Annotated in this window: 16 protein-coding genes; 10 read left to right on the plus strand and 6 right to left on the minus strand. The window is 66.1% G+C overall.

Annotated elements, in window-relative coordinates; all coding sequences use genetic code 11:
- Positions 1-56 precede the first annotated feature (56 nt).
- The gene (locus ACQR50_RS02310) at positions 57-407 is read right to left on the minus strand and encodes a VOC family protein (RefSeq protein ID WP_428969658.1); all 351 of its coding nucleotides are present in this window, start codon (positions 405-407) and stop codon (positions 57-59) included.
- Between the two features lie 230 nt (positions 408-637).
- Here ACQR50_RS02310 and ACQR50_RS02315 point away from each other — a divergent pair, with 230 nt between their 5' ends.
- Genes ACQR50_RS02315 through ACQR50_RS02325 form a run of 3 tightly spaced genes read left to right on the plus strand, consistent with a single transcriptional unit; the run spans position 638 to position 4,274 of the window.
- A complete protein-coding gene (locus ACQR50_RS02315; protein ID WP_428969659.1) occupies positions 638-1,924 on the plus strand; it encodes an MFS transporter in 1,287 nt (428 codons plus the stop codon).
- Positions 1,921-3,027, plus strand: a complete 1,107-nt coding sequence (locus tag ACQR50_RS02320; RefSeq protein ID WP_428969660.1) for a metallophosphoesterase family protein — start codon at positions 1,921-1,923, stop codon at positions 3,025-3,027. Before ACQR50_RS02315 ends, ACQR50_RS02320 begins: the two co-directional genes overlap by 4 nt.
- Positions 3,024-4,274 (plus strand): arsenic transporter, encoded by a 1,251-nt coding sequence (locus ACQR50_RS02325; protein WP_428970624.1) that lies wholly within the window; start codon positions 3,024-3,026, stop codon positions 4,272-4,274. The genes ACQR50_RS02320 and ACQR50_RS02325 overlap by 4 nt, the downstream gene beginning before the upstream one ends.
- Positions 4,275-4,352: 78 nt before the next feature.
- Here ACQR50_RS02325 and ACQR50_RS02330 read toward each other — a convergent pair whose 3' ends face one another.
- The 3 genes from ACQR50_RS02330 to ACQR50_RS02340 all read right to left on the minus strand — a co-directional run bounded on the left by ACQR50_RS02330 (position 4,353) and on the right by ACQR50_RS02340 (position 7,323).
- Positions 4,353-5,576, minus strand: a complete 1,224-nt coding sequence (locus ACQR50_RS02330; RefSeq protein ID WP_428969661.1) for a threonine synthase — start codon at positions 5,574-5,576, stop codon at positions 4,353-4,355.
- Positions 5,577-5,616: 40 nt separating this feature from the next.
- On the minus strand, positions 5,617-6,396 hold the full coding sequence (locus tag ACQR50_RS02335; RefSeq protein ID WP_428969662.1) for an SDR family oxidoreductase: 780 nt from the start codon (positions 6,394-6,396) through the stop codon (positions 5,617-5,619).
- Between the two features lie 309 nt (positions 6,397-6,705).
- Positions 6,706-7,323: a DUF2238 domain-containing protein gene (locus tag ACQR50_RS02340; protein WP_428969663.1), complete on the minus strand. Its 618-nt coding sequence runs from the start codon at positions 7,321-7,323 to the stop codon at positions 6,706-6,708.
- Between the two features lie 96 nt (positions 7,324-7,419).
- Between ACQR50_RS02340 and ACQR50_RS02345 the strand changes: the two genes are divergently transcribed.
- The 4 genes from ACQR50_RS02345 (at position 7,420) to ACQR50_RS02360 (ending at position 10,730) form a co-directional block, all read left to right on the plus strand.
- Complete coding sequence (locus tag ACQR50_RS02345) at positions 7,420-8,163, plus strand: dienelactone hydrolase family protein (protein WP_428969664.1); 744 nt, start codon at positions 7,420-7,422, stop codon at positions 8,161-8,163.
- 148 nt (positions 8,164-8,311) lie between these two features.
- Positions 8,312-8,851 (plus strand): TadE/TadG family type IV pilus assembly protein, encoded by a 540-nt coding sequence (locus ACQR50_RS02350; protein ID WP_428969665.1) that lies wholly within the window; start codon positions 8,312-8,314, stop codon positions 8,849-8,851.
- Between the two features lie 8 nt (positions 8,852-8,859).
- The gene (locus ACQR50_RS02355) at positions 8,860-9,390 is read left to right on the plus strand and encodes a TadE/TadG family type IV pilus assembly protein (protein ID WP_428969666.1); all 531 of its coding nucleotides are present in this window, start codon (positions 8,860-8,862) and stop codon (positions 9,388-9,390) included.
- Positions 9,391-9,395: 5 nt separating this feature from the next.
- A complete protein-coding gene (locus tag ACQR50_RS02360; protein WP_428969667.1) occupies positions 9,396-10,730 on the plus strand; it encodes a pilus assembly protein TadG-related protein in 1,335 nt (444 codons plus the stop codon).
- A 25-nt stretch (positions 10,731-10,755) separates the two neighbouring features.
- Here the strand turns inward: ACQR50_RS02360 and ACQR50_RS02365 are convergent, their stop codons facing one another.
- Positions 10,756-12,540, minus strand: a complete 1,785-nt coding sequence (locus ACQR50_RS02365; protein WP_428969668.1) for an ABC-F family ATP-binding cassette domain-containing protein — start codon at positions 12,538-12,540, stop codon at positions 10,756-10,758.
- Positions 12,541-12,653: 113 nt separating this feature from the next.
- Here ACQR50_RS02365 and ACQR50_RS02370 point away from each other — a divergent pair, with 113 nt between their 5' ends.
- The 3 genes from ACQR50_RS02370 (at position 12,654) to ACQR50_RS02380 (ending at position 15,088) form a co-directional block, all read left to right on the plus strand.
- The gene (locus tag ACQR50_RS02370) at positions 12,654-12,971 is read left to right on the plus strand and encodes a PepSY domain-containing protein (protein WP_156884172.1); all 318 of its coding nucleotides are present in this window, start codon (positions 12,654-12,656) and stop codon (positions 12,969-12,971) included.
- A 46-nt stretch (positions 12,972-13,017) separates the two neighbouring features.
- Positions 13,018-13,707 (plus strand): response regulator transcription factor, encoded by a 690-nt coding sequence (locus ACQR50_RS02375; RefSeq protein ID WP_056430910.1) that lies wholly within the window; start codon positions 13,018-13,020, stop codon positions 13,705-13,707.
- Between the two features lie 70 nt (positions 13,708-13,777).
- On the plus strand, positions 13,778-15,088 hold the full coding sequence (locus ACQR50_RS02380) for an ATP-binding protein (protein WP_428970625.1): 1,311 nt from the start codon (positions 13,778-13,780) through the stop codon (positions 15,086-15,088).
- Positions 15,089-15,453: 365 nt separating this feature from the next.
- On the opposite strand, the gene ACQR50_RS02385 is transcribed toward ACQR50_RS02380, so the two are convergent.
- Entirely contained in the window at positions 15,454-16,455 is a 1,002-nt protein-coding gene (locus ACQR50_RS02385) for an LLM class flavin-dependent oxidoreductase (RefSeq protein WP_428969669.1), read from the minus strand.
- Positions 16,456-16,460 lie beyond the last annotated feature (5 nt).

Consider the following 16,460-nt stretch of genomic DNA (forward strand, 5'->3'; position numbering starts at 1 on the left):
GGCATCCGGACAGGCCGCCTATGTGATGCGGTCGGGCCGACAGGGCAAGTTGGGGGCTAGTCGACGATCCGTCCGATCCGCACCAGCACCCCGGTCGGGTCGCTGACCGCGAATTCATAGGTGCCCCAGGGCTTGGCGTGCGGCGTGCCCGGCTCGATGATGCAGTCGCGGACCCGCTCGGCGACCGCGTCGACATCCTCGACATAGAGATAGAGACCGAACGGATTGTCCTGCGTGCGCACCGGCCAGCCCGGCATGTGGTTGAGGTGCAGATGCCAGCCGCCTCCGTCCTCCAGGATGCGATAATGGCCGAAATCGGCGGCGACCGAAAAGCCGAGCCGTTGGTAGAAGGCGGTGCTGGCATCGAGGTTGTCGGCGGGGACGATGGCGACGCAGTGGTGGTTCATGATGACGCCTTTCTTGCTGCCGACCAGACGTGCCAGCGGGAAAAGTTCCGGCGGGTTCTCATGAAGTTATTGTCACGTAGCTCTGTGCGGTATGTCTGCCGGTATCAGGTTTATCCTTGTTCTACAGCGGGATAACTTTACCACCAATCGTTCGCCAAACATAAATCATACGATCGGCGGATATTTCAAACTATTGCCGGGTTAGGCCCCGCATCTCGCGGAGACCTGTCATGGCCACAGCGGCATTACCCGATTCTCGAACGTCCCCATCGTCCGAAGGCGATCGCCGCCGCGCGACACGCTGGTTGCAGGCGCTCAACTTCTTCATGGCCGATATGCAGGCCGGGATCGGCCCGTTCCTGGGGGTCTTCCTGCAACAGCGCGGGTGGCAGACCGGGCCGATCGGCACCGTCATGACGCTGGGCGGCGTGGCGGGCATGGTGATGACGGTGCCTGCGGGCGCGTTCATCGACCATACCGACAAGAAGCGCTGGGTCGTCGTCATCACCGGCATCTGCACGGTTCTGGCCTCCTTCCTGATCCTCTGGTCGCAGACCGGCATCGTTGTCGGGGTCAGCCAGGTGGCGACCGCCATTGCGGGCGCGGCGATCGGCCCGGCGGTGACCGGCATGACGCTGGGCGTCGTCCGGCAAAAGGGCTTCAACGCGCAGAACGGCCGCAACCAGGCGTGGAACCATGCGGGCAATATGGTCGGCGCGGGGCTTTCCGGCTTTCTCGGCTGGAAGTTCGGCATGCCCGCCATCTTCTTCCTGGCCGCCGCCTTCGGCGTGCTGGCGATCATCTCGGTCCTGTCGATCCCCGAACGCGCCATCGACCACCGCGCCGCGCGCGGGCTGGAAGATGAGGACGGCGACGATCAGGAAGGCGGTCAGGCCGAGGGTTTCAAGGCGCTGCTCGCCAACAAGCCGATGCTGATCCTGGCGGCGGCGCTGGCCTGCTTCCATCTCGGCAACGGCGCGATGCTGCCGCTGTACGGTATGGCGGTGGTCGGCGCGGGGAAAGGCGATGCGGCGATGTTCACCGCGACCACCGTCATGGTGGCGCAGGCGGTGATGATCATCGCCAGCCTGGTCGCGATGAAGGTCGCCGCCGGGCGCGGTTACTGGCTGGTCCTGCTGATCTCCTTCGCCGCCCTTCCACTGCGTGGCTTTCTGGCGGGCACCTTTATCGAGCATTGGGGCGTGTGGCCGGTCCAGGCGCTCGACGGCATCGGTGCTGGGCTTCAGAGCGTCGCGGTGCCGGGCCTCGTTGCCTGCCTGCTGAGCGGCACCGGCCGGGTCAATGTCGGGCAGGGCGCGGTGATGACCATCCAGGGCGTCGGCGCCTCGCTGTCGCCCGCCATCGGTGGCTGGCTGGCGCAGGAGCTGGGCTATCACATCGCCTTCTACATTCTCGGCGGTTTCGCGGTGGCGAGCCTGGGGCTGTGGATCGGCTTTGCAGGGACTCTGCGCCCCGCCTGCTCCGGTGGTGCCAAGCCCGAGGAGGCACAGGCGTGAGCGGTATCTGCTGGGTCCATATCGGCGACCTGCATCTGGACGAAGCGGATGACTGGCAGGGCCTCGACCGGCTGAGGACCATCGTCGCGCAGGTGAATGCGCGGATGGGCGATGCGGACTTCGTCTTCGTGCCTGGCGACAACGCCAATCACGGCACGCCCGAGCAATATGCCCGGATGATCGACGCGCTCACGCCGCTGTCGCTGCCATGGCGGATCATCCCGGGCGACCATGATTTCGAGCCCGGCGACCTGTTCCACTACGAAGCGGCGATCCCCAAGGCCAACCGGCCCGAGATGGAAGTGATCGCCGGGTATCGCTGCCTGTTCCTGGACGTGGTGTCGGCGGGGGCCGGTGGTCCCGATTTCCGGCTGACCATGCACCACCGCAACAAGCTGGCCGAGGAGCTGGCGCGGGCAAAGGCGGAAGGACAGGTGCCGCTGGTCTTCATGCACGCCTATCCCGGCGATCTGGCGGCGGACGGCGACATGATCGCGCGCCAGTTCATCGACGGCGAGGTCGCCTTCGTCGATACCGGCCATACCCATTACAACGAGCTGCTCAACGACGGCCGCGTGATCTATGGCGCGACCCGCTCGACCGCGCAGATCGAGGAGGATGGCGGCGCACCGGGCTTCACCATCGTCTGTGTTGAGGACCGGGTGGTCAGCTGGCGCTTCCGGCGGCTGGATGCGGCCTGGCCGCATGTGCAGATCGTGTCGCCGGGCGATGTCCGGCTCATCACCCGCCCGACCGACCCGCATCACGTGCCTCGGCCCGGCGCGGTCGAGGTCGTCGCGCGACTGTTCGGTGCGGATGCGACGCCGGTCGCGCGGGTCGGCGATAGCGACACGCCGATGACGCGGGGCGAGGACGGCCTGTGGCGGGCGACCGTGACGCTGGTCGAGGGATTGGCCGCGATCGAAGTCCGCTGTGGCGAAGGCTATGACCGGATCGACTGTCTGGTCCGTGACGCCCATGCCATCCCGAAGCGCCGCCTGCCGGTCGCACCGGGCGAGGATTGCCACGCGATCGGCGCCTGGCCTATCGCCGGGATCGATGGTGCCCGGCTCGGGCCGAACAAGAATGGGTGCGGATGGTGACGCTGGCATACGGAGCCACCTGGGCGATTGCGGGGCTGTCGACCGCAGGCGTAATCGCGCGGCCGATGCGTTGGCCCGAATGGATCTGGGCGGTGGCGGGCGCGGTGCTGCTGATCGTGCTGGGCCTGATGCCGCTGGGCGAGGCGGGGCAGGCGGTCGCGAAGGGCACCGACGTTTATCTCTTCCTGATCGGCATGATGCTGCTCAGCGAGACGGCGCGCGAGCATGGCGCGTTCGACTGGATCGCCGCCACCGCCGTCAACATGGCGGGCCGGTCGCGCGCGAAGCTGTTCGCGCTGGTCTATGCGACGGGCGTGGTCGTCACGACCTTCATGTCCAATGACGCCACCGCCGTCGTGCTGACGCCCGCCGTGTTCGTCGCGGCGAAAAAGGCCAAGGCCGATCCGCTGCCTTTGCTGTTCGCCTGTGCACTGATCGCCAATGCGGCCAGCTTCGTGCTGCCCATTTCCAACCCGGCGAACCTCGTCCTCTATGGCGGGCACATGCCGCCGCTGGGCGCATGGATGGCGGCGTTCGCGCTGCCATCGCTGGCGTCGATCCTCGTGACCTTCGCGGTGCTGCGCTTCACCCAGCGGGCGCGGATCGCGGGGGACTGCGAGAGTGATGTGACCCGCGACCCGCTGTCGACCGGAGGCAAGCTGGCCATTGCGGGCATCGTGCTGACGGCGCTGCTCCTGTTGGTCGTGTCGGCGCTCGATGCCGAACTGGGCCTGCCGACCGCATTGGCGGGGATCGCGACGGCGGTGATCGTGTCGCTGCTGGCGGGGCGCTCGCCGCTGACGCTGGCCAGGTCGGTCAGCTGGGGTGTGCTGCCGCTGGTCGCGGGGCTGTTCGTGCTGGTCGAGGCGCTGGACCGGACGGGCGTAATCGCCTGGGTGGCGCGGGGGCTTCGCGACATGCTGGCCGATCCGACGCGGGCGGCGGCGGTGTCGGGGACGACGCTGGCCTTTGTCAGCAACGCGATGAACAACCTGCCCGCTGGCCTCGTTGCCAGCAGCGCCATCGCACAGGCGCATCCGCCGCAGATCGTTACCGACGCGTTGTTGATCGGCGTCGACCTCGGGCCGAACCTGTCGGTCACGGGGTCGCTGGCGACGATCCTGTGGCTCCAGGCGATCCGGCGCGAGGGGGAGGATGTAAGCTTCCTCGCCTTCCTGAAGGCCGGGGCGGTGGCGATGCCGCTGGCGTTGCTGGCGGCGTTGGGGATTCGGTTGTTGATCGGGTAGTTCTCCGACACCCTCACCCTTCCGGCGCCTTGCGCCTCCCTCCCTCTCCCGATGGGAGAGGGAAAGGCGAGCAGCGGCTCAAAGTGTTGCCAGATCGATCGCCCCGTTCTTGTCCAGCCACTGCCCCGCCTCGGGCATCGGGTATTTCAACCCGGTGGCGCAGTTGAACAGCACCACCCGCTCATCCTCGTCGACCAGATTGTCGCGCACCGCCTGATTGTACGCCGCCAGCGTGGCGCCGCCCTCGGGGCAGAGCAGCAGTCCGTCGCGCTTGGCGCAATCCTCCACCGCCTTCAGGATCGCGGGGTCGCCCACCGCCAGCGCCGCGCCGCCGGACTCGCGGACCGCGCGCAGGATCAGGAAGTCGCCGACCGCCTTCGGCACGCGGATGCCCGCCGCCACCGTCGCGGCATCCTCCCAGCGTTCGGCATGTTCCTCGCCCGCTTCATAAGCGCGAACGATGGGGGCGCAGCCGCTCGCCTGTACCGCATACATGCGCGGACGTTTGCTGCCGATCCAGCCCAGCCGCTCCATCTCGTCGAACGCCTTCCACATGCCGATCAGGCCGGTGCCGCCGCCGGTCGGATAGAAGATCGCATCGGGCAGCTCCCACCCCGATTGCGCGGCGAGTTCCAGCCCCATCGTCTTCTTGCCCTCGATCCGGTAAGGCTCCTTCAGCGTCGAGAAGTCGAACCAGCGCCCCTCCGCCGCGCCGCGCCCGACGATGGCGCCGCATTCGTCGATCTGGCCGTTGACCCGCCAGACGCGCGCACCCTGTGCGGCGATCTCGCGGACATTCACTTCCGGCGTTTCCTCCGGGCAGAGGATGACGGTCTCGATCCCGCAGCGCGCAGCATAGGCGGCCAGCGCCGCGCCCGCATTGCCGTTGGTCGGCATCGCGATCCGGGTCACGCCCAGTTCGCGCGCCATCGCCACCGCCATGACCAGTCCGCGCGCCTTGAACGAGCCGGTCGGCAGCCGCCCCTCATCCTTGACCAGCACATTGCCGCCGCCCGAGCGGGGAATGGGGATCAGCGGCGTCTCGATCTCACCCAGCGAGACGATGCTGTCGGTGCGGCGGACGGGCAGCAGTTCGCGCCAGCGCCACAAGTCCGTCTCACGCGCGGCGATGGTGTCGCGCGACACCGCCCGGCCCAGCGCCTCCAGATCGTAGCGGACCAGCAGCGGGCGGCCTGCGCGCGACAGGCCATGAAGCTGGTCCGCCTCATAGCGTTCGCCGGTCAGCGAGCATTCCAGATGGGTGACGAAGGTCGGGCGGTCTTCGGTGAGGTTGCGATTCATGGCCCCAGCCTATCGGCCGAAACCGCCCGACACCATAGGTTTAGCCCGGGCTCGCCGCCGACCCCGCGAGAAGCCCGCCATCGATGGTGAACTCCGATCCGGTGATATAGGTCGCCTCGTCCGAGGCCAGCATGACCGCGATCGCGGCAACCTCGTCCGGTTCGCCGAAGCGTTTGAGCGGCGTATCGGCGACGAGCGCGGCCATCCTCGCGGCGCGGTTGGGGCCGTCACCCAGCATCGGCTCCCAGATCGGCGTCAGGATCGCGGCGGGGTGGATGGAATTGCAGCGGATTTTCCACCCCGCCTGCGCACAATAGAGCGCGACCGTCTTGCTGTGATTGCGGATCGCCGCCTTGGACGAGGCATAGGCCGCCGCGCCCGGTATTCCGACCAGGCCCGAGCGCGACGAGATGTTGATGATCGAACCGGTGCCCGCCGTCTTCATCGCGCCGATGGCATAGCGACAGCCCAGGAAGGTGCCGTCCAGATTGACCCGGTGCACCGCGCGCCAGTCCACCAGCGACGCATGTTCGGGATCATGCGGCACATAGCCGTCCTCGAACCCGGTGATCCCGGCATTGTTGACGACGACATCGGCGGTGGGGACGACCCGGGAGAGGCGCGCCCAGTCGGCTTCTTCCGAAACGTCGAGCGGCTCGAAGCGGCAGCCGATGCTCTCCGCCGCCGCAATGCCGGTGTCGGCATCGCAATCGGTCAGGATGACGATCGCGCCCTCCTCGTGAAAGCGGCGGGCGATGGCATGGCCGATCCCGCGCGCGGCGCCGGTGACGACGCACGTCTTGTTCTGCAAGCGTGGCATAAATCTCTCGAAATGATGGGGCAGGGGGGCGGTGCGTGCCGCCGGAATTTACCTTTGCCGCGTCAGCGGTGCCGCTGGATCATTTCGAAAACTCCCGGTTTTGGGCTGGTCCCTTTTACCATGCTTTGAGTCCCGGATCATCGTTTTTGTTCGCGCGGAGGCGCGGAGACGCGGAGGTGTCTGGATGGGCCGCGCTGTCGCATGCTCTCTCGATCGGAAGACGAAGTCGGTTGGTTGTGAATGGAGGCAGCCTGCGGCTGGGCGAGACTTCTCCGCGTCTCCGCGTCTCCGCGCCTCCGCGCGAACAAATTACTTCTCCGCCATCCCTGCCATCTGCCGATCATGCATCCGCGACAGCGTCGCCAACGCCGCGACCGCGCCGACCAGGCACATCAGCATGTCCCATTGCGTGTCCCACGGATCGCCCTGCGTCCCCAGAAACTCGTCCGCGCCCTGGCCCAGCGCCATTGCCGCGCCGAACTCGATCAGTTCATACGCCGCGCTCACCGCCAGGCAGCATGCGATGACGAGGAAGGTCAGCATCCCGCCGCGCACCAGCCCGCCCCGCCGGACCAGCCATTCCCGAAACACGATGGCGGGCACGAACCCTTGGGCGAAATGGCCCAGCCGGTCATAGGGGTTGCGCGCCAGATGCAGCCAGTCCTGCACCCAGAACCCGGCGGGCACGCGCGCATAGCTATATGCCCCGCCGAGCATCAGGATCAGACCGTGAAGTCCGATCAGGACCAGCGCCAGCCCGGTCAGCGGAAAGCCCCGCCGCCATCCCCAGAGCAAGGGCAAAGCGACCAGCACCGGCGCGACCTCCATCCACCAGGTCGCCCGGTCGAACGGATGCAACCCCGAGGCGATCAGCCCCAATATCCAGACCGCGCTCAACAGCGCCAGTCGCATCCTGTTTCCCGACATGCCCGGACGATAGCGACGGCCGTGGTCCGCGCAACCCGATTGCCCTGTCTTCAACGGGATGCGATGGGCAAGGCCATCAACCAGGACAGGCCCGCCATGATCATACGCAGCGACGAGACCCAGGATGTCGAGGTGCCCGGCAACGGCACGATGCGGATGCACCTGTTCCGCCCCGCGATCGACGGGCGCTTTCCCGGCATCCTGCTGTTTTCCGAAATCTATCAGGTGACCGCCCCGATCCGGCGGTTGGCCGCGATGCTGGCGGGGCAGGGCTATGTCGTCGCGGTGCCCGAGGTCTATCATGAATATGAGCCCGCCGGAACGGTGCTGGCCTATGACAAGCCGGGCACGGACCGGGGCAACGACCTGAAGTTCACCAAGCCGGTGGCCGCCTATGACGCCGATGCGACCGCAGGCCTGACCGCGCTGTCCGAGCATCCCGCATGCAACGGGCATCTCGGCACGTTCGGCGTGTGCCTGGGCGGGCATCTGGCCTATCGCGCCGCGCTCGATCCGCGCGTGGGGGCCGCGGCATGCTTCTATGCCACCGACATCCATTCGGGCACGCTGGGCGAGGGACGGAACGACGACAGCCTGGCGCGCATGGGCGAACTGAAGGCCGAGACGATGTTCGTCTGGGGACGGCAGGACCCGCATGTCCCCTATGCCGGGCGCGAAGCGATCCGCGCGCGGCTGGAAGAGGTCGGCGCCTCCTATGAATGGCATGAGGTCGCCGGGCAGCACGCCTTTCTCCGCGACGAGGGGCCGCGTTACGACCCCGCGCTGTTCCTCCAGGCGATGGCCTGGACGCTGGCGCTCTACGCCCGCGCGCTGCGCTGAGGCAGGCGGGGGCGGTTTGGTCGGCGTCCATTATGTATCGGATTTGTTTTCCAAAATTTAACGGGTTCTGACCGAAATGGGTGGAAAGGATATCCGCCCACCCATGTTTGACGCTTTCCGTTTCCGCCCTTCGGGTGGCGCTCGACCCGTGCTCCGGACCGATCGGCGGGGCGCGGTGATCGTCGAGTTCGCACTGGTCGCCGCACCGTTCATCGCACTGCTGCTGGCGATCCTCCAGTCGAGCCTCGCCTATCTGGCGCAGGAGGCGCTGGAGAGCGCGGTCGAGGTCGCGGCGCGCGGTATCGTCACCGGCCAGACCCAGGCCGCCGATCTCCAGGGCCTCGGCACCGGCCTGACCAAGGCACAGCTGGCCGAGCGGTTTCGCAGCAAGGGGTGCCAGTCGCTGCCCAGCTTCCTGTCCTGCTCGCGGCTGTTCGTCGATGTGCAGAGCGTCGCGGCGGGAGCCACCATCCCGACGGGTGGCACGGGATCGTTGAACTTCGATGCGGCGACCCGGAAGTTCACCGACCTGTCCTATGACGTGGGGTCGCAGGGCTCGCTGGTTACGGTGCGCTTCATCTATCTCTGGCCGATGCCGATCGCGCCCGCCGCCGATCTGTCGCCGCTCAGCAGCAAGCCGACCATCCTGATCGCGACATCGGTGTCGAAGACCGAGGCCTATCTGTGACGGCGCGCATGTTCCGGGCCCTGCGCGGCGACAAGCGCGGCGTCGCCCTGGTCGAATTCGCGATCATCCTGCCGGTGATGCTGATCCTGTATCTGGGCGGGGTACAGTTGCAGGACGCGATGGCCTGCAAGCGCAAGGTCACGATCACCGCCCGCGCCGCCGTCGATCTGATCGCGCAGAACACGACGGGCAAGATGACGGAGGCCGAAATCGGATCCAATCTGATCGCCGCGTCGCAGGTCATGCAGCCTTATGCCGACGGCAATGCACAGATCAGGGTGACCGAGGTTTCGACCGATCGATATGGTCGGACCTGGATCATCTGGAGCGAGGGGCGCAACACGCAAGGTTATCCGCGCGGCGCGCGGGCCAATGTCCCGGCGGCGATGGGCACCCCCGGTACGACGTTCCTCGTTGCCCAGGTCGGCTATCCCTATCGCCCCGTCGCGACCTTCGGCGGCGTCGGTGCGATGACGTTGAGTGACATATTGTGGATGGTCCCGCGCAACGCGGACCAGATCGCCTGTTCGGATTGCTGAAAGCCATGATCCCCGCATTCCTCCAATCCGCAAGCGACGCGCTGCGGCACCGCCGCGGCGCGGTGATGATGATGTTCGCGATGGCGCTGCCCGTGCTGGTCTTCTCGATCGGAATGGGCATCGATTACGCCCGCGCGATGAAGGCGCAGACCAGGATGAACGCGGTCGCGGATTCGTCCGCGCTGTCGGCGGTCAGCAAGACCGCGATGAATATGACGGACAGCGATGCGGCGGCCTATGCCCGCAAGATCTTCGATACCCAGGCGCAGTCGCTCGTCACGGCAGGCGACATCAGCATTTCGAACGTCAGGATCGACGCCCCCACGGACAATACCGGTCGTCGCAACGCCACGGTCATCTACAAAGCCACGTCCAACAATTTCTTTGCGAAGATTCTCGGGCTGAACACGCTGGCCATTGGGGGGCAATCGCAAACGACCAATGCTCTGGCACCCAATATCAACTTCTATATGCTGCTCGACGTTTCCAGCTCGATGGCGCTTCCAACCACGACGGCGGGGCTGGCCAAGGTGGCCGCGAGCAACGACCAGAATTGCCAGTTCGCGTGCCATTCCGCCAATGATCTACAAGGTCGCGATGCGAACGGCAAAATGACAAGCTTGTATGACGTTGCCAAATCCTATGGCTTCAAATTACGGATCGACGAGGAAGGCGCGGCCGTTTCTAGACTGGCGTCTAACGCCATGAGCACGTCGAGCAAAACTGGCGCCAAATATCAAATTGCGATTGCGACGTTTCGTGGTCGGGGCGCTTTCAACATATTGCTGGGTCTGACCCCCGATATGTCCACGGCGGCGGCGAAAACTCAAAATCTCGTGCCATTTAAATTCGACAGAAACGGCTGCCCGACCAACGCCTGCAATCGCAACGAGCCGGGTTTTGCCGATCAGGATACCGCAACCAGCGATGCGATGGATCAGATCAATAGTCAGGTGATCACGCAGGCCCCCGGCACGGGAATTGGAACGGATGCCCCCCAGGGTGTCATGTTCATCGTGACGGATGGCGTACGGGACGAAGTTCGTACACCCTCGCCTGGTAATCAGCCGGAAGTCGTGATCGACACCGCCAAATGCGACATGATCAAGGCCCGGGGCGTTCGTATCGCTGTGCTTTACACGGAATATCTGCCGCAATCGATCGAAGGCAATAATTTTGGCCAGACAAGAGTTCAGCCGTATCTCTACAAGGTAGAACCCGCGCTTCAGGCCTGCGCGTCCCCGGGGCTCTACACCAAGGTATCGACCGATCAGGATATCTCGGCGGCGATGGCCGCGCTGTTCCAGAACGCCGTGGCGACCGCGCGCATCACCAAGTGACGGGGCGAGGCGCGCGGTCAGTTCGTTACCCCGCCAGCGCCTCGACCTGCTCGGCCAGTTCCAGCCAGCGCATCTCGGCCTCGTCCTTTTCGTCGCGCGCCTTTTCGATCGCCTTCATCAGGCGGTCGAACTGGGCCGGGTCCTTGGCATAGAGATCGGGATCGGCAAGCTTCGCCTCGTTGCGCGCGATGCCCGCCTCCAGCTCCTCGATCCGCTTGGGCAGCAGTTCATAGTCGCGCTGGTCCTTGTAGCTCAGCTTGGTCTTCGCCTGCACCGGCGCGGCGGGCGAGGGGGCGGCCTTGGCCGGGGCCTTCTTCGTTTCCGGGGCGGCCTTGCGCTTGGCCACCCAGTCGGCATAGCCGCCCGCCACGACGTCGACACTGCCCGACCCGTCGAGGCCGAGCGTCACCGTGACCGTGCGGTCCAGGAAGTCGCGATCGTGGCTGACGATCAGGACGGTGCCCTCATAATCGCCGATCACCTCCTGAAGCAGGTCGAGCGTCTCCAGGTCGAGGTCATTGGTCGGCTCGTCGAGGACCAGCAGGTTGGATTCGCGCGCAAACTCGCGGGCCAGCAACAGGCGCGAGCGCTCGCCGCCCGACAGCGTGCCGATCTTCGCCTCGGCCAGCGAAGGGTCGAACAGGAATTCCTTCAGATAGCCGTGGATATGCTTGCGCACGCCCCGCACGTCGATCCAGTCGCCGCCGTCCGCCAGCACCTCGCGCACGCGCTTCTCGGGGGCCATCAGCTTGCGCTGCTGGTCGATGATCACGCCGTCCAGCGTCTTGGCCAGGAAGACGCTGCCCTCGTCGGGCTGGATCTCGCCGGTCAGCAGGCGGAGGAGCGTCGTCTTGCCCGCCCCGTTCGAGCCGACGATGCCGATCCGGTCGCCGCGCGTGACCTTCAGGCTCAGGTCCTTGATGATCGTGCGGTCGCCGTAACGCTTGGTGACATGCTCGGCCTTGATGACCTCCTTGGTCTTCACATCGTCCGACGCGATGCCGAGCTTGGCAGCACCCTGCGGCCCGATCATTGCGGCACGGGTGGCGCGCATCTGGACCAGCTTTTCCAGGCGGCCCTGGTTGCGCTTGCGCCGCGCGGTCACGCCGCGGTGGAGCCAATGCTCCTCGATCTTGAGCTTGGCGTCGAGCTTTTCGGCGGCGCGCTGTTCCTCGGCATAGACCTGCTCGGTCCACGCGTCGAAGCCGCCGAAGCCGACCTCGTTGCGCCGCATCTGGCCGCGATCGAGCCACAGCGTCGACTTGGTCAGGCGGGTCAGGAAGGTGCGGTCGTGGCTGATGACGATGAACGCGCCGGTGAAGCGCTTCAGCCAGTCCTCCAGCCATTCGATGGCCGCGAGGTCGAGATGGTTGGTCGGCTCGTCGAGCAGCAGCACGTCCGGGTTCATCGCCAGCGCGCGGACGATCGCCGCACGCCGCCGTTCGCCGCCGCTGGCGGTCGATGCCTCGCGCGTCAGGTCGATGCCCAGCTGTCCGGCGATGGCATCGGCCTCATAGGCTTCCGGCGCGTCGTCGCCCGACAGGACATAATCGCCCAGCGTTGCGCACCCGGCCAGATCGGGGTCCTGTTCCAGATAGACGACATGGGTGCCCGGCACGATCACGCGCCGCCCCTCGTCCGAATCGATGATCCCGGCCATCAGCTTCAGCAGGGTCGACTTGCCCGCCCCGTTGCGCCCGATCAGCGCGAGCCGGTCGCGCGGACCGACATGGATATCGAGATGCCGGAAGAGCCAGCCCGAACCTTGTACAAGGCCCAGGTCTTCGTAGGAAAGAACGGGTGCTGCCATGATGGCCTTGCAGTTAGGGGCGGATGCGGAACCCGGCAAGCACCCCAAGCGCTGTCGCGCGGCTGCATGATCCATTCAGAGGCTGTTCAACGGTTGACCGCTATGCCAATTTCATGTCGATGACCGTCCTTCTGGCTCTGCTCGCCGCACCGATGGGTTCACCGCCGCTGATCGAGGCCCCGATGGGAATGGGCGCCGATCAACGTCGCGGCGACCAGATGCGCGCCTATCAGCAGCGCAAGGAAGGCAATCTGTCGCTGCGCGAGATCGAGGCGCGGGTGGTGCCGACCATGCGTGATTCGCAATATATCGGTTTCGATTATGATGCGGGTGCGTCGGTTTACACGCTTAAATTCCTGCGCAATGGCACGGTGATCTGGGTGGAGGTGGACGGCCGCACCGGCAAGGTCATCGGCCGGACCGACGGCTGATGACCGGCTTGTCGGTCAGCCCCATAGAAATACAGGGAGTTTTGCGATGCGCGTTCTGATCGTCGAGGACGAGCCCAATCTCGGCCAGCAGTTGAAGGCCACGCTGGAAGGCGCGGGCTATGCCATCGACCTCGCCACGGACGGCGAGGAAGGGCATTTTCTGGGTTCGACCGAAAGCTATGACGCGATCGTGCTCGACTTAGGCCTGCCCGAGATTGACGGGCTGACCGTGCTCGACCGCTGGCGAAAGGAGGGCAAGACCACGCCCGTCCTCGTCCTGACCGCGCGCGACAGCTGGTCGGACAAGGTGGCGGGGCTGGATGCGGGCGCCGACGATTATGTCGCCAAGCCCTTCCAGACCGAGGAACTGATCGCCCGTCTTCGCGCGCTGATTCGCCGGGCCAGCGGCAATGCCTCGTCCGAGCTGACCGCGGGCGACGTCCGCCTCGACACGCGTTCGGGCAAGGTCACGCGCGCGGGCGAGCCGGTGAAGCTGACCGCGCAGGAATATAAGCTGCTCAGCTATCTGCTCCATCACAAGGGCAAGGTGGTCAGCCGCACCGAGCTGATCGAGCATATCTACGACCAGGATTTCGACCGCGATTCGAACACGATCGAGGTGTTCGTGACGCGTATCCGTAAGAAGCTTGGTCAGGATGTCATCACCACCATCCGCGGCCTGGGCTATAGCCTGGACGATCCAGCGGCGGGGGCTGTGGCGGGTTCGGCGGCCTGATCCGGCTTTTTCCGTGACGGAGGGACATACACCGCGCCGGACGCTGCGCACGGGGTCGCTGTCGCGCCGCATGATCCTGATCGCCGCGGGGTGGATCCTGGTCTTGCTGGCGGGCGGCGGTTTCGCGCTCGACCGGGTGCTGGTGTCCGCCGTCACGCAGAATTTCGACGACCGTCAGGGCTACGTGCTCCAATCGCTGCTGGTGTCGGCGGCGGTGGATTCAGAAGGTGAGGTCTGGTTCAATCGTGAGCCCGCCGACCAAGGCTTTTTGGAACCGGGATCGGGCGTCTACTGGCAGGTGTCGGGCAAGGGTCATGAGCCCTTTCCGTCACGCTCGCTTTGGGATCGGCGGCTCGCGTTCGGCTCGGCGCACAATGACGACACGATTCACGTCTATACCAGCACGCAATTCCCGGACGAGAAGCTGCGCGTTGTCGAACGCGATGTGAAGCTTCCCGGCTCAGACGTGCGCTGGCGGTTCCAGGTGGCGCAGCGGACGACGGGGCTGGATGCGCAGATCGGGGCGCTGCGACGGACGCTGGTGCGCAGCTTCGCGCTGCTGGGCGTCGGCCTGTTGCTGATGGCGGCGATGCAGACCTTTTATGGCCTCTATCCCTTGCGCCGCGTGCGCGAGGAGATTGCGGCGATGCGCGCCGGAAAAGCCGATCGCATCTCCGACGCGATGCCCAACGAGGTCGCGCCGATGGTCGAGGAGCTGAACGCCCTCATTGAGCATAACGAGAAACAGGCCGAGGAGGCGCGGCGTCATGCGGGCAATCTGGCGCATGCGCTGAAGACTCCGCTGACCGTCATCATGAACGCCGCGACCGCCCAGTCCGAGGATCTGGCTGAAACGGTGATCCGCGAGGCGCGCACGATGCGACGCCAGGTCGACCACCATCTGGCGCGCGCCCGCGCGGTCGGGCGGCGCGGTTCGGCGCACAGCCGCGCCGAGGTCTGGCCCAGCCTGCAATCGGTCGAGCGCGCGGTCGGTCGCCTCTATCGCCATATCCGTATCGACGTGGATGGGCCGAAGGACCTAGTCGTCCATGTCGAGCGGCAGGACCTGGACGAGATGCTGGGCAATCTGGTCGAGAACGCCGCCAAGTACGGCGGCGGCAGCGTCTTCGTGACGGTGGGTGCGCAGGCCGGGTTCGTCGAAATCCTGGTCGAGGACGACGGCACCGGCATTCCCGAAGATCAGCGCGTCCGCATCTTCGATCGCGGCGTCCGGCTCGACACCGGCAAGCCGGGAACGGGCCTGGGCCTCGCCATCGTGCGCGACGTGGCGGAGATCTACGGCGGCACCGTGGCGCTGGAGGAGAGCGAGGACCTGGGCGGGTTGCTCGTGCGGCTCCGGCTTCCGGCGGCGGTGGGGTGATTTCGGTTCGCGCGAAGCCACGACGGCGCGAAGAGGATTATGTTCGCGCAGAGGCGCGGAGGACGCAGAGGTGTCTTGGGTGGCGGGGCCAAATTGTCCCATCCTGCGTCGTTGCTGGCGATATGACGGATATCATTCCTCCCCTGTAAGGAGAGGGGGACCATCCGGAGGATGGTGGAGGGGTGTCCCCCTATCGACAGCGCGACACCCCTCCGTCAGCGCTTCGCGCTGCCACCTCCCCTTGCAGGGGAGGAATGGGGGGACCCCGGTCCATACAAGCCAAACCCCCTCCGCATCCTCCGCGCCTCCGCGCGAACCATCATCTTCTCTTCGCGTCGTCGCGGCTTCGCGCGAACCCCAACAGTTCAGGCCGCCACCATATCCAACGCGTCCATCGCCCGTGCCGCGATCCCGATGGACCGTTTCCGGGCCTCGTGGTCGAAGATCGAGCTGACGATCATCACCTCGTCCACCTTGGTCCGCTCGACAAAGGCCGCCAACTGACGCTCCACGCTCGCAGGCGAGCCGATGGCCGAGCAGGACAGGACATGGTCGAGGATCGCCGACCCCTGAACCCCCAGGCTTTCACGATAGCCGGGGACGGGCGGGGGCAGCTTGCCGGGGTTGCCGGTGCGCAGCGCGACGAAGGCCTGTTGCTGCGAACTGGCCAGCAATTCGGCTTCGGCGTCCGTATCCGCAGCGAAGACGTTGAAACCCGCCATCGCATAGGGCTTGTCGAGCACCGCCGAAGGTCGGAAATCGCGACGGTAAATGGCCAGGGCATCGTCCAGCGCGTCGGGCGCGAAGTGTGAGGCGAAGGCATAGGGAAGGCCCAGTGCGGCGGCGAGTTGCGCGCCATAGAGGCTCGACCCCAATATCCACATCTGCGGTTTTGCACCTGCGCCGGGCGTCGCGACGATGCCGGTCTGCCCGTCGTCGGCGAAATAGCTTTGCAGCTCCATCACGTCGCGCGGGAAGGCGTTGGGATCGCTGTCGAGCGTCCGGCGCAACGCGCGGGCGACGCGCTGGTCCGATCCCGGCGCACGGCCGAGCCCCAGGTCGATCCGGCCGGGGAACAGCGCATCGAGCGTCCCGAACTGCTCGGCGATGGTCAGCGGCGCATGGTTGGGCAGCATGATGCCGCCCGCGCCGATGCGGATCGTCTCAGTCGCCTGCCCGACATGCGCCAGCACCACGGCGGTCGCGGCGGACGCGATGCCCGCCATGCCGTGATGTTCGGCGGTCCAGTAACGGTGAAAGCCGACCGCCTCGGCATGGGCGGCGAGGTCGGCGGCGTTGGCCAGTGCCTGGGCCACGGTGCCGCCCTCGACGACGGTCACCAGATCGAGCAGGGAATAGCGTGTCATATGAG

The sequence above is a fragment of the Sphingomonas sp. Xoc002 genome (genome assembly GCF_050408055.1).
GTDB classification, from domain to species: Bacteria; Pseudomonadota; Alphaproteobacteria; order Sphingomonadales; family Sphingomonadaceae; genus Sphingomonas; species Sphingomonas yabuuchiae.

Bases quoted from the DNA above. Each gene is read 5' to 3' on its own strand.
- ACQR50_RS02340 (WP_428969663.1), bottom strand. From the start codon at position 7,323: ATGTCGGGAAACAGGATGCGACTGGCGCTGTTGAGCGCGGTCTGGATA.
- ACQR50_RS02370 (WP_156884172.1), top strand. From the start codon at position 12,654: ATGTCGATGACCGTCCTTCTGGCTCTGCTCGCCGCACCGATGGGTTCA.
- ACQR50_RS02315 (WP_428969659.1), top strand. From the start codon at position 638: ATGGCCACAGCGGCATTACCCGATTCTCGAACGTCCCCATCGTCCGAA.
- ACQR50_RS02380 (WP_428970625.1), top strand. From the start codon at position 13,778: ATGATCCTGATCGCCGCGGGGTGGATCCTGGTCTTGCTGGCGGGCGGC.
- ACQR50_RS02345 (WP_428969664.1), top strand. From the start codon at position 7,420: ATGATCATACGCAGCGACGAGACCCAGGATGTCGAGGTGCCCGGCAAC.
- ACQR50_RS02375 (WP_056430910.1), top strand. From the start codon at position 13,018: ATGCGCGTTCTGATCGTCGAGGACGAGCCCAATCTCGGCCAGCAGTTG.
- ACQR50_RS02355 (WP_428969666.1), top strand. From the start codon at position 8,860: ATGTTCCGGGCCCTGCGCGGCGACAAGCGCGGCGTCGCCCTGGTCGAA.
- ACQR50_RS02385 (WP_428969669.1), bottom strand. From the start codon at position 16,455: ATGACACGCTATTCCCTGCTCGATCTGGTGACCGTCGTCGAGGGCGGC.
- ACQR50_RS02365 (WP_428969668.1), bottom strand. From the start codon at position 12,540: ATGGCAGCACCCGTTCTTTCCTACGAAGACCTGGGCCTTGTACAAGGT.
- ACQR50_RS02330 (WP_428969661.1), bottom strand. From the start codon at position 5,576: ATGAATCGCAACCTCACCGAAGACCGCCCGACCTTCGTCACCCATCTG.
- ACQR50_RS02335 (WP_428969662.1), bottom strand. From the start codon at position 6,396: ATGCCACGCTTGCAGAACAAGACGTGCGTCGTCACCGGCGCCGCGCGC.
- ACQR50_RS02360 (WP_428969667.1), top strand. From the start codon at position 9,396: ATGATCCCCGCATTCCTCCAATCCGCAAGCGACGCGCTGCGGCACCGC.
- ACQR50_RS02310 (WP_428969658.1), bottom strand. From the start codon at position 407: ATGAACCACCACTGCGTCGCCATCGTCCCCGCCGACAACCTCGATGCC.